Below are 13,093 nucleotides of genomic sequence, written 5' to 3' on the forward strand. Positions count from 1 at the left end.
ATTAAGCCTTTCCCCGATGTTGCGCGCGGGGGAATTCGTCTATAAATGAAGCCATCCGGGCGATAACGGCTCGTTGCGTCGCAGTCCATGACATGCGAAGCATCGCCTGCCGCCTCGCCAGCCGAATCCGGTCGTATGGCCGCGTGTGCGCCTGTATTGGCGCCGCCCCGCCGACGACGCTACGCCAGTGGACTGCCATGACGATGAACTCTGACAACCAGAGCGTGACGGCATCACTCGCAACCGCCCGCATGCCCCCATGCGGCGCCCGTTGCCCAGGCGTGCCCGCTTCCCGATGCTTTGTCACTCGTAACGAATTTTCAGGCTTTTCAAGCTTTTCCGACGACATCTCGTGTTGTCTTCGCTTGGACGCTGTGCGACGACGACGGTCATAACCGCGCAAGAAGGTGCGGGGCAAAACGCAACTGGGGAGCAGACCATGAAAAAGAAGCTCATCGCAGCGAGCCTGCTTTGCAGCATCGGCACGTTTGCGCACGCGCAGTCGAGCGTGCAACTTTATGGCCGCGTCGATGGCGGCTTTCAGTTCATGAACCACCTTCAGGACGGCAACGGCGGCACCGTCTCGCGCTGGAGCGCGCAAGGCGGCGACTACGGCACGAGCCTGTTCGGCCTGCGCGGCTATGAGGATCTCGGGCAAGGATTGCATGCGGTATTCAACCTGGAAGGCGGCTTCCAGTTGATGAACGGCTTCAACAACAATGGCGCGGGTTCGATCTTCGACCGGCGCGCGCTGGTCGGCTTCAACTCCCGCTCGTGGGGGCAACTGACGATCGGGCGAAATCTGTTCATCAGCAACGGGGTCTGGGACTTCGATCCATTCCAGCAGCAAGCCTTCTCCTCGGCGTCGCTCGTGCGCGGGCGTAACTGGCCGCAGGCGAGCAACACCGTCAACTACCAGAGCCCGAACTGGTACGGCTTCGACGTGGCGGGCCAATACGCGTTCTCCAACATCGCCGGGCAGTTCAACAACGGGCGTGGCATGGGGGCCCAGTTGACCTACACGCATGACCGGTTCCAGTTGCGCGCCTTGTATGACGAAATTCGCGATAGCACGGGGCGCTTCACTGATGTCTTCGCCACGTCGCGCGAGTACTTCGCCGGCGCGAATGTGTTCCTGAACCGCTTCACGATTTCACTCGGCTACACGCATATGTCCGCGCCGGACGCGCCCGCGCCCGACTTCGCCACGCGTGCCGACCATTACTGGGCCGGCGTAAGGTATCAAGCCACCCCGGTTTGGGCCGCTAATGCGGCGGTTTATCATGTCAACGTGCCGGGCGGCTTCGGCAACGCGACGATGTTCGAGGTGGGCACGACGTACAGCCTGTCGAAGCGCACGTTCCTGTATGGCACCCTCGCTTACGTGAAAAACAGTTCGAACCAGAACTTCTCGGTCGCGGCCATTCCGAGCGACTCGCTCGACAACCCGCCCGCAGGGAAAGGCCAGACCGGCGCCTATGTCGGCGTGTCGCATTCGTTCTGATCAGGCGGCGTAGTAGCGAGCCCCCGGGCGCGAGATGCGAAAAAGCCGTCCGGCGCATTGCCGGACGGCTTTTTCCTGACGATAAGTAGCGGGGGTTTCGACCCAAATGTATTCGGCCAATAACGCATCGATCATGACTGCGCGATGCGCGATCTGAATCGTCTTCGGAGGCGATCTGCGCTTTCCCCTTGCGAGGAAAGCGTCTTGCCGACTTCCTTAGAACCGATACTTAGCCGAGATACCGCCACCCATCGCGCTTTCGCCCTTGCGCACGCTGACGTTGCCGCCCACGCGCACTTCCAGTTGCTTCTTGATCTGCATGTCCACACCCAGATCCGCCGCGATGATGTCCCGGCCCAACTTCGGCCCCTTCACCGTGAAGTCACGCGGCGCGCCGTAGATCGCATTCGTCAGGCGGCTCTGCGTGTTGCCGAACTCGTGCTCGTACGACAGGCGCAGCGACGGCGCCACCTTGCCGCCCGCAAAGCTCGCCACTTCGCTCCACAGTCGTACGCCCAACACCCCGCGCGTCGAGGTCTGCGTTTGCGATCCCACCTTCAGGCCGTCGTTACCCTGGCCATCCCGGTTCGTTTCGTCGAACGCGTTCAGACGCGTCGAGGCCACGCGCACGCCCACCGACGGATCGATGTTCACGCCCGACACCCCAAAGCGCTTACCCACCTCGCCGAACATCCCGAACGTCTGACCGCTCGTTTTGCCCGTCAAGCGGGCCGACGCATTGCGCGCCGCCACCGTGCGATCCGTCTTCACGCTGTGATTCGTGTACGACAACGCGCCGTTCACGAACCAGTTCGCGCTGCTCAGGTGCGATCCGTACAGGCCCACGCTCACGCTGTTGACCTTCGACTCGCCCGGCATGCCCTTCGCCTTCGACTCCTGGTTGCCCAGGCCCATCGACGCGCCCACCAGCGTATTCTGGCCCACCCGCTTGTCGATACCGATCGCGCCGTCCAGGCCCTTCACGTCGAACGACATGCCGTCGCCGCGCTGGCTCGCGTTGCCGCCCTTGAACGAGGCCCAACCCGCGATGCCGTTGTCCGCCGCCATCGCGCCGTTCGCCGTCTTGTCGTCGAACATCGTGCCACCGGCGATCATGCGCGTTTGCATGCCGCGCTGGAATGACGTAGCCGACCCTTGCGCCGTCGTCGCGTTGTTCACCAGCGACTCACCCGAGAGCAGACGCGCCGAACGACGTTGCTCTTCGGAACCCGCCGTTTGCAACGCCATGGCCGACAGCACGCTGCCCCCGATCTTGCCCAAGGCCAGATCGCCCAACGCCACGCCGTCGACCGAGGCCAGCACCGCTTGCTCGTTGGCGTTGTAACCGCCGTCTGCCCCGAGGAAATTCACTGCACTGGTTTCGGTAATCGTCACTCGACCGCCGGTATTGCCATCGGTGCCGCCATCGGCACCATCGCCAGTCGCGATGCTGCCGAACTCGACTTCACCGATCTGCACATCGGCGTCGCCCGGCGCATCCACGACCGTCACTTGCTGCTTGAGCAGATCGGCGACTTCGATGCCGTCATCGACGGCGACGTTGATCTTGGTCGCGCGGAAATCGCTGCTTTCCGAGACTTGAATCGCGCCGAACGCCAGGTCTTCACCTTGCTTCGCAACACGCGAGTTGATCTTCGCCCCCTCGCTCGACGCGTACTTGCGCACGGCCAGCTTGTTCGTACCGAGTTCAATCGTGCCGGCATTCGTGATGTCGGTCACGCCGCTGACGTCTGCGCCCAGCGCAACCGTACCCGCACTGGCAACGCTCACGGTGCCCGAGCCCATCGCATTGGCGTGCGCCGCCGTCAACGTACCGGCCTCGATCTCCATGCGCTTGACGGCGCTTTGGTCGTTGGTCAGCGTCAGGTTGCCGTTACCCACCTTGACCACTTGCAGGTGGGTGGGTGGATCGGAGATCGCGTCGGCTTGGTGGCTCAACGGCGCGTCGCCCAGCGCGAGCGGCTGTTTGTTGAACGTGTCCAGCCTGACCGTAACGTCGTCACTATCCGACACTGCAGCCTTGACGCTCAGAATGCGGCCGTCGAACACGTCGTCTTGATGCAATGCGCCGAGGCGAATCGTGGTCTCACCGGCAACAACTTCGCCGCTGCCCGTCAGCGAGCCGATAGTGAGCGCTTTGACAACGGGATCGCTCGGCTCCGCCGCGGGAAGCGCAATCGCCGACACGTCCAGAGAACCGCCCACGAGGTTGATGGTCGCTTCGCCCGCGACCGTGCTGCCTGACATCGTGACTTCACCGGCGTTTGTCAGCGTCATGCGCTGCAGCTTCGTATCGGCGATGTCCAGTGTCGCGCCGCCAAGGTTAATGACTTCCGCCTTGCCGCCCTCGGATTGATTGCTGAGCGTCGTCTTGCCGGCATTCAGCAACGCCAGATTCTGAAGCTTCGACTTGTCGAACGATGCGAGTCCAAAATTGACGACCGTCGCGTCGCCCGCCGAGGCATCACTGACCGTCAGCTTCCCAGCGGCGGCAACGCCAAGCCCGGATTTCGGATTCGCCAGCAGGGCGGCATCGACATCGCCCTGGGTCACCGCCATGCCGACAGTGATCTGGCTGTTGCCTGCATTGGCGTTCGTTCCGAACACCAGTTCGCCACCGTTGTTGAGTGCAATCGTTGCCGATCCGGCGCTGGTGCCTTCATTGAACTGGATCTTTCCGTTTGCACCGGTCGCGGACAGCGCAACGTTCTCCGCGTAGATGGCACCGGTCTGATTCTCACCTTGCGCGGCGAAGGTCAGCGCGCCCCCCTCGACGACCGAAATGGACAGATCGCCCGCACCCTCGATGGCACGATGAACGATCAGTTCCTTACCCGTACCGGCGACGAGAACGTCATGATCGGCGCCTTCGGCGACGTAAAGCGTACCCACGTCCCGTTTGCCTCCGACGACACCGTGGATCGCATCCGACGACCTCCCGGAGGCACTCGTGATCTCCAGCGTGGTGTCGGCGCCGATGACGGCATGCGTATCGGAATTCGCTTCGTCCCCCATGAAGTTGGTCAGATGCTTGTCGTGCCAAGTCAAACGCGCGACTTGCTTCTCAGCATTCGGCGTGGCCGCGTCCAGTTGACGCGTATTCTTGAGCGCCGTCAGTGCCGCCTCTGTCCCGGCGGCTTGCACACGCGCCTGCTTCAGTGCCAACAAATCGGCCGAGCGTTGCAGCGGCGTGACGGCATCGGCACTCGCCTTTGCAAAAGTGGCGTGCTTGTTGATCTCGGTTGCGAGGTCACCGTATGCTTCTGCCCGCCCAGCATGTTTTGCCTTCGCGGCCACATCGATCCTCGACTTCAGCGTCGCGAGCGCCGTCTTTTTTGACAATCCGTCAGTGGAAATGGAAGCATCGGCAGTTTCAGTGAGAATGGAACCGACGGCGGCACTTACGAATTCAAGCGCCAAGCTCTTGTCACTCCACGTAGCCGTGGAATCCATGACGGCGGAGGCGGCTTCCATTTGCTCAGCCATACGTTCCGCAAGTCGCCGCGTGGCAATGGCCTTTTGGAGTTCGGGCGTCACAGCCTTGGCATCGGTATCAATTTTTCCCAGACGAGCGGTGCGATCCTCCTGCCATTGTTTCTGCCCGGTTTGCGCCGCAGCATACCCCGGCAGTGCTGCTGCGGTCACTACGGCCGCGACGGCCATGCAAATCTTTGTCTGACGCAGCGCGCTCGACTTCGGATGGTTCTTTTGCATTCGATAATCCATAAATTAATTCGTGAAAAGTGACGAATTGCTCCATCACGCTCCAGACACGACACGACGGCGTGCGTCAAGGCTCACGAAGTCTAAAATTCGGATTATCGAAATCGACGCAAAGTCATTGAGTTTTGGTACTTAACCCAAGAAAACAATCCATCAATAAGTTGGGATAATTCTTTAAATATTCAAAATCAAAAAAGAAGAAGGTCCCAATAATTCAAGACATCCCATCATTAAAATCCCAATCATGCGAAGCATGCGACACGCAAACAACGGATATCGAAACCAAGCGGGAGATATCCCAACGAAAAATTTCTGCTCGGCATCATGCGTTTTGCACCGCGTTCCGGCCGGACAATGCGAGCCGAATGCCTATACCCAGCGCCAATAAAAAAACCCGCCGCGCTCTCTCAGGCACGACGGGTTTCTTCACTTCCGCTTGGTCACAACAGGACGATTCTTCGCCCGCCTGACGTGGGTACGCAGGCTCAGAAGCGATACTTGGCCGAGATACCGCCACCTAGCGCGCTCTCGCCCTTGCGCACGCTGACGTTCCCTAAAGCACTGGGAGTGCCATAAAAAAACCCGCCGTGCCCTTTCAGACACGACGGGTTTCCTGTCCTTCTTTACAGCAAACGGGCCTTACGGTCGCCAGCGCAAGCTCATACGCGCTCTCGCATCGCCGTCGACTCAGGCCACCGGCTTACGCTTGGGCTTGACATCGGTGCTGTCGATTTCCTCGAGCACATCGCGAAACTCGGCAATGTCCTCGAAGCTGCGGTACACCGACGCAAAGCGAATGTACGCAATCTTGTCGAGCCGCTTCAATTCGCGCATCACCAATTCGCCAATACGCTGACTCATCACCTCGCGCTCCGCACCGGCCAGCAGCTTGTATTCGATGCGCGCAATTGCGGCATCCATCGCTTCGGCACTCACAGGGCGCTTGCGAATCGCCAACTGCATGCTGGCGCGCACCTTCGCGCGGTCGTACTCGGCGCGGCTGCCGTCTTTCTTGACGACCGCCGGCATCGCTAGCTCGACACGCTCGTACGTGGTGAAACGCTTGTCGCACGCCGGGCATTTCCGGCGCCGCCGGATGGCGGCGCCATCTTCCGCTTCACGCGAGTCGATGACCTGCGTGTCGTCGTGACGGCAGAACGGGCAGCGCATGCGGGCGGCGTCCGGGGCTTAGCCGTAGACCGGGAAACGCTTCGTCAACTCAGCCACTTGTGCGCGCACACGAGCCAGGTTGTCGGCGTCTTCCGGGTTTTCCAGCACGTCGGCGATCAGGTTGCCGACGAGTTCGGCTTCAGCTTCCTTGAAACCGCGCGTCGTCATGGCCGGCGAGCCCAGACGCACGCCGCTCGTCACGAACGGCTTTTCCGGATCGTTCGGAATCGCGTTCTTGTTCACAGTGATGTGCGCTTCGCCCAGCGCCGCTTCCGCGGCCTTGCCGGTGATGTTCTTGGCGCGCAGGTCAACCAGCATCACGTGCGATTCGGTCTTGCCCGACACGATACGCAGGCCGCGCTTGACCAGCGTCTCGGCCATCACGCGGGCGTTCTTCACGACTTGTTCCTGGTACGCCTTGAATTCCGGCGACGCGGCTTCCTTGAACGCGACGGCCTTGCCGGCGATCACGTGCATGAGCGGGCCGCCCTGGATGCCCGGGAAGATGGCCGAGTTGATCGGCTTCTCGAACTCGGCCTTCATCAGAATCACGCCGCCGCGCGGGCCGCGCAGGCTCTTGTGCGTGGTCGTCGTCACGAAGTCGGCATGCGGCACCGGGTTCGGGTACACACCGGCGGCGATCAGACCGGCATAGTGCGCCATGTCGACCATGAAGTACGCGCCGACCGACTTGGCGATCTGCGACATACGCTCGAAGTCGATCCTCAAGGCGAAGGCCGAGGCGCCCGCCACGATCATCTTCGGCTTGTGCTGCTGCGCGAGCTTCTCGGCAGCGTCGTAATCGATGTCTTCGTTCTCGTTCAGGCCGTAGCTCACCACGTTGAACCACTTGCCCGACATGTTCACCGGCGAGCCGTGCGTGAGGTGGCCACCGTGCGCCAGGCTCATGCCCATGATGGTGTCGCCCGGCTTGAGCATGGCGAAGTACACGCCCTGGTTAGCCTGCGAGCCCGAGTTCGGCTGCACGTTCGCGGCTTCGGCACCGAACAGCGCCTTCACGCGATCAATGGCCAGTTGTTCCACGATGTCGACATACTCGCAACCACCGTAGTAGCGCTTGCCCGGATAACCTTCCGCATACTTGTTGGTCAGTTGCGAGCCCTGCGCTTCCATCACGGCCGGGCTGGTGTAGTTTTCCGATGCGATCAGCTCGATGTGGTCTTCCTGACGCTGATTTTCTTTCTGAATCGCAGCCCAAACGTCGGGATCGACGGAGGCAACGGTGGATTTCGATTTGTCGAACATGGCGTTTCCGTTGAATTGAACAGATTTTCCGGGAGGGGATGGCGCAGCGCATCTTCCTTTGTGCTTCGGAAGACGATAGACAGGGCAGCACCAACCATCACGGCTGCCCAGGCGAACGGCAAATAAGACCCCGGCGCTTCCCGGTGGGTTGCTCCACCTCGGGCACACAAGGCTGTGCACCCTAATCGCCAGTCACGCGGGGTTTGTGGCGTCGATAGTTTATGCGAGCTTGCGACGTTAGGCAACCGGGGCAAACGCACGTCAATCGGCGCCGCGCACCAAATTGGTGCCATTCGCCGAGGCGGCTTGACAATGGGTCGGACGGCCCGATCCGACGGGCTCACACACGATCGCGTTCGGCTGCGGCCGAACGCAAAAAGGGCGCCTGATGCGCCTCGATGGCGCGGGCGCGCGTCGGGTACAGTTGTGTCCACGCCTGTGCGGCCCAGGCGCCACCCAGCCGGGTCACGAGACGGTCGCGTCGCGCCAGGAGGTGGGGCACGATTCCGCTCCAGTCCTCGGCCGCCGCGGCCACCTTGGCAGCGACCGATGTCGCGCGGACCAAGTCCTGGGCATCGTCCACCCAAGGCGCGATGTGGTGCGCCGAAATTCGCCCGAGGCGGAAGGCCATCTCGGCCGCCAGTGCCCGAACCCCCGTCGGATTCTTCAGTTCGTCGAGCACCGTCTTGCTGTCGACGGTCTGTGTCAGCCCGGCCAACCGCCGCACGAATGCCGTGGAAGGTTCGCCAAGGCGATACGGCATCAAATCCGACAGCGCGCCCTGAAAGCCCGCATCGAGGCAGGCCCGGAAATCGACCGTCATCATGTAGGGCAAGTCGTTCTTGTCTCGCCAGACACCGACGTTTTCCATGACGGCGTGGAAAAGATTCCGATCGCCCAGCCACAGCGCGGCGACGTACTGACGCTCCAATGCGCATCGATAGACTTCGGGGAGCCAAGCGCAGAGCACGCCGCGCATTTCGTCGCGTGTGCGTGTGGCGTCGGTATACGCCTGTGCCGGCGCGCCAGCGAGCGCATGCAGTGGTGCACCGCCGGACTGCGCAAGTACTTGCGCCATTTGCCGTCCGGCCGCGCGGGCGCCGTCTCGAGCACGCTCACACGCATCGCCCCCACCGCCGCGCGCACTCGGCGAGCTTTGCGCGCCATCTGCCGCGTCGATCGCGCGCAGCGCGGCCTCCCCCTCCAACCATTCCCCCAATGGCCGGTACACGGGAAGATACGTCGTCGCCAGGTAGATCCGCTCAGGCGCCTGGGTTCCATCGAATGCCAGCGAACATCCCCGCACCAACACGGCCGTCGGTGTCGCCAGGCCCAACGCGCCGAACAGGCGAGAGGCAAGCCACGCTCGCGTGGCATGCCCAGCGCTCGGGAACGCCGTCACCACGTATTGCGGTGCTTGCGCGTCCGCTTCGAACGATAGTCGAACAGCCGCACTGGGGGCCCCTGCCGGAAGGACCTCGTGCACGCGCCGCGCGGTAGAAAAATCGTAAGGTCCGATGGGCGGCAGCGGCGTGCCGCTACCGTCATGTCCGGTGACTGCCCCGAACGTTCCAAGTGGTCCGGCTTCCGGCAATAATCCGGCACGCGTCGGCCCAGCGGCCGTGGGACTGGCAGGGGAGCCTGCGGCATGGCCCCTGAAGGGATAAGCATTGACGTCCATCACGACCCTCCTTCGTCGTATGCCGGGGCTCCGGCGCGCGCAGCGCCTGCCGACCGACCTGGTTGAGATCGGCCGATCTTGCTGCGCCACCGGACGTCAAGCTTTCGAAAACGAGGCAAGTTCGGACAAATCCGCCGCGCGTCAGAGCTCGATCTTCGTTCCCAGCACGGCGAGGAACTGCGCGATCCACGCCGGATGCGCGGGCCAGGCGGGGGCGGTCACCAGCTTGCCGTCGGTATGCGCCTCGTCGATCCCGATCTCCATGTACTTCCCGCCGGCCAGCCGCACCTCCGGCGCACAGGCCGGATACGCCGAACACTCGCGCCCTTCGATCACACCGGCCGCCGCCAGCAACTGCGCCCCGTGACAGATCGCGGCAATCGGTTTGTCGCTCTCGGCAAAATGTCTGACGATCTCGACGACCTCATCATTCAACCGCAGATATTCCGGCGCGCGGCCACCGGGAATCACCAGCGCGTCGAAGTCGGCGGGAGACAGTCCGTCGAATGTCGCATTGAGCGTGAAGTCGTGACCGCGCTTCTCGCTGTACGTCTGATCGCCTTCGAAGTCGTGAATCGCAGTGCGCACCTTGTCGCCCGCCTTCTTGCCGGGGCAGACCACTTCCACCCGGTGACCCACGGCCATGAGTGCCTGCACGGGCACCATCAGCTCGTAGTCTTCGACATAGTCGCCTGCCAGTACCAGAATCCGCTTCTTGCCCATATGACTCTCCGTTCAGAGAAAAGATGGAAGGGAAACCGCTCCTCCATGTTACTCAATTCCGGTGACGTCGCCGCGACAGCCTTCGATACCCCGACCGTCATCGACGAACGAAAAAAAACCGCGTGCCGAAGCACGCGGTGTCAAGCCGGCGCAAAACGCCGTCGGTCAAGCCGAGGTTCGCGCCACACCCTCTGCCGGGTGCTGCGCGAGCCGATATCGTCAGTCGTCAGTCAATCAGTAGGTTTCCAGATGCAGACGCCCTTCCGTCTTCATCCGTTGCCAGAGGGCCTGCCAGTCGAGCCCGGCGTCGCCCGCGATGGTCTGCAGCACTTGCAGCACGCCGTCCTCCATGCCCTTGAGCCCGCACACATAAATGTAGGTGTGGTCGTGACGCAGCAGCGCCGCCACATCGGCCGCGCGCTCGCGCATGGCGTCCTGCACGTAGCGCTTGGCCTGTCCTGGTGTACGCGAGAAGGCCAGATTCGTGTCGATGAAGTCCTTCGGCAGGTTGAGCAGGGGGCCGAAGTACGGCAGCTCGCCCTGCGTGCGCGCGCCGAAGAACAGCATGAGCTTGCCGGTCGCGCCCTTCAGACGGCGACGACGACGATACTCGGTCATCGCCCGCATCGGGGCCGCCCCCGTGCCGGTGCAGATCATCAGCAGGTGCGAATCGGCGTGGTTCGGCATCAGGAACGTACTGCCGAACGGGCCCATCACGTTCACCACGTCGCCCTTCTTCAGATCGCACAGGTAGTTCGAACACACCCCGCCAACCGCCTGCTCCTGGTGATCCTTCGTCACGCGTTTGACCGTGAGCGCCAGGTTGTTGTAACCGGGCCGCTCGCCGTCGCGCGGCGACGCAATCGAGTACTGTCGCGCATGGTGCGCCCGCCCGTCGCCCGACGTGCCCGGCGGAATGATGCCGATCGACTGTCCTTCGAGCACCGGGAACGGCTGCTTGCCGAAGTCGAGCACGATATGGTGGATGTCGCTCTCGGTGCTGGCGTCGGTCAGGCGATAGTTGCCGACCACGGTCGCCTGTACCGGCGCCTTGTGGTTGTACAGATTGACATAGGGCTTGGCGGCGGACCACGGCGGCACGACAGAGCCGCGCACGAAATCCGAGCCGGCGATGACGGGCTCGGGGACGTCGGCCGACGCACCGCCAGCCACGCCCGGCGCCGCCTCGCCGATCGTGCCCTGACCGGCGAGCGCATCGTCCTGCACGGGCAACTCGTCCCACGTGAGCTGGTCGTCGACAGCATACGCGTCGGCCTTGAGCACATCGCGCCAGTTGTCGATGGCCCCCGTCGGGCACGGCGAGATACACGCCATACACCCATTGCACGTGTCCGCGCGCACCACGTAGTTGTTCTCGTCGTGCGTGATCGCGTCGACCGGACACGTCTCCTCGCAGGTGTTGCAGCGAATGCAGATCTCCGGATCGATCAGATGCTGCTTCAGAACTTCGACCGGAACGGGGCCGTTCATGATGCTGTCTCCTTGTGGGATGGCTCGCGCCTGGGCTCTCGTTGGCCTTAGTTGAAGCGCACGTACTCGAAGTCGATCGGCTGGCGGTTGATGCCAAGCGGGGGCGGCGCGATCCAGTTGGCAAACTTGCCCGGCTCGGTCACGCGGCCCATGAGCGACGCCACATACGCGCGATCTTCCGCCGACGGCAGCCACTCACGCTCATGCGCAGCCCATTCGGCCTCGCTCACCACACGGCCGTCCGGCGACACGCGCACGCCCGCGAATGTGCCGATCTGACGATTGAATGCCTTGTGCGGGACGCTAAGGCGGAAGTCGATACCGGCCTTCTCCAGCACCTTGTTCCAGCGATTCACCCCCGCGACCGAGTCCTTGATGTAATCGTCGCGCAGCACTTCGTTCATCGCGTTGAGCATCGGCACCTCGCGCTCGACGAGCTTGCCGTTGTCCACGTCCAGCAGCCGATACATTTGACCGTTGAGCTGATGGTCGTCGTCGCGCTTACCCTCTTCGTAGCGGCCCTTCAGGCCCGAGCTGTAGAAGATGGCCGCGTTCGACGACTGATCCGCACCGAACAGGTCGATCGTCACGGAGTAGTGGAAGTTGACGTAGCGCTGAATCGTCGGCAGATCGATCACGCCCGCTGCCCGCAGCTTCGCGACGTCATCGGTCTTCAATTCGTTCATCACTTGCGCCGTGCGAGCGATCACGCGCGAGACGCCCGACTCGCCCACGAACATGTGGTGCGCCTCTTCGGTCAGCATGAACTTCGTGGTGCGCGCGAGCGGGTCGAACCCCGACTCGGCCAGTGCCGAGAGCTGGAACTTACCGTCGCGATCGGTGAAGTACGTGAACATGTAGAACGCCAGCCAGTCCGGCGTCTTCTCGTTGAACGCACCGAGAATTCGCGGATTGTCTTCGTCGCCCGAGCGGCGGCCGAGCAGCGCTTCGGCTTCTTCACGGCCGTCGCGGCCGAAGTAGCGATGCAGCAGGTAGACCATTGCCCACAGATGGCGGCCTTCTTCCACGTTCACCTGGAACAGGTTGCGCAAGTCGTACATCGACGGCGCCGTCAGTCCGAGGTGACGCTGTTGCTCGACCGACGCGGGTTCCGTGTCGCCCTGCGTGACGATGATGCGACGCAGGTTCGCGCGGTGTTCGCCCGGCACGTCCTGCCACGCAGCTTCGCCCTTGTGCTCGCCGAAGTGGATCTTGCGATCGGCTTCTCCCGGCGTGAGGAAGATGCCCCAGCGATAGTCCGGCATCTTCACGTGATCGAAGTGCGCCCAGCCGCCCGGATCCACGCTTACCGCCGTGCGCAGATAGACGTCGAAGCCGTGCGAGCCTTCCGGCCCCATGTCGCCCCACCAGGACAGGAAATTCGGCTGCCACTGTTCAAGCGCACGTTGCAGCGTGCGATCGTCCGACAGGTTGACGTTGTTGGGGATCTTCTCGCTGTAGTTGATCGAAGCCATCGTGGGAATCCTCGTGTCTCGTACGTATTCTGTGTAAAA

Annotated in this window: 8 protein-coding genes and 1 riboswitch; of the genes, 1 reads left to right on the forward strand and 7 read right to left on the reverse strand. The window is 62.6% G+C overall.

Translation table 11 applies throughout. The features are described 5' to 3' along the window. The first annotated feature begins 439 nt into the window (after window positions 1–439). The gene (locus A985_RS0115145) at window positions 440–1,504 is read left to right on the forward strand and encodes a porin (protein ID WP_017234248.1); all 1,065 of its coding nucleotides are present in this window, start codon (window positions 440–442) and stop codon (window positions 1,502–1,504) included. 216 nt (window positions 1,505–1,720) lie between these two features. Here the strand turns inward: A985_RS0115145 and A985_RS0115150 are convergent, their stop codons facing one another. The 7 genes from A985_RS0115150 to boxB all read right to left on the reverse strand — a co-directional run bounded on the left by A985_RS0115150 (window position 1,721) and on the right by boxB (window position 13,054). Continuing rightward, window positions 1,721–5,239 (reverse strand): autotransporter outer membrane beta-barrel domain-containing protein, encoded by a 3,519-nt coding sequence (locus tag A985_RS0115150; protein ID WP_157211480.1) that lies wholly within the window; start codon window positions 5,237–5,239, stop codon window positions 1,721–1,723. Between the two features lie 696 nt (window positions 5,240–5,935). Next, window positions 5,936–6,418, reverse strand: coding sequence for a transcriptional regulator NrdR (gene nrdR / locus A985_RS0115155; protein WP_017234249.1), 483 nt, complete (start codon window positions 6,416–6,418; stop codon window positions 5,936–5,938). An 18-nt stretch (window positions 6,419–6,436) separates the two neighbouring features. Beyond that, window positions 6,437–7,684 (reverse strand): serine hydroxymethyltransferase, encoded by a 1,248-nt coding sequence (gene glyA, locus A985_RS0115160; RefSeq protein WP_017234250.1) that lies wholly within the window; start codon window positions 7,682–7,684, stop codon window positions 6,437–6,439. 98 nt (window positions 7,685–7,782) lie between these two features. Further along, window positions 7,783–7,890: riboswitch (ZMP/ZTP riboswitch) on the reverse strand. A gap of 134 nt (window positions 7,891–8,024) precedes the next feature. Further along, window positions 8,025–9,170 carry a hypothetical protein gene (locus A985_RS0115165; RefSeq protein WP_157211481.1) on the reverse strand — a complete coding sequence of 382 codons (1,146 nt, stop codon included), beginning with the start codon at window positions 9,168–9,170 and terminating at the stop codon, window positions 8,025–8,027. 336 nt (window positions 9,171–9,506) lie between these two features. Beyond that, window positions 9,507–10,088, reverse strand: coding sequence for a DJ-1/PfpI family protein (locus tag A985_RS0115175; protein WP_017234252.1), 582 nt, complete (start codon window positions 10,086–10,088; stop codon window positions 9,507–9,509). 234 nt (window positions 10,089–10,322) lie between these two features. Beyond that, complete coding sequence (gene boxA / locus A985_RS0115180; protein ID WP_017234253.1) at window positions 10,323–11,579, reverse strand: benzoyl-CoA 2,3-epoxidase subunit BoxA; 1,257 nt, start codon at window positions 11,577–11,579, stop codon at window positions 10,323–10,325. Window positions 11,580–11,626: 47 nt separating this feature from the next. Then, entirely contained in the window at window positions 11,627–13,054 is a 1,428-nt protein-coding gene (gene boxB / locus A985_RS0115185; RefSeq protein WP_017234254.1) for a benzoyl-CoA 2,3-epoxidase subunit BoxB, read from the reverse strand. Between the last annotated feature and the right edge of the window lie 39 nt (window positions 13,055–13,093).

The organism is Pandoraea sp. B-6, from assembly GCF_000282835.1.
Classification (GTDB): Bacteria; Pseudomonadota; Gammaproteobacteria; order Burkholderiales; family Burkholderiaceae; genus Pandoraea; species Pandoraea cepalis.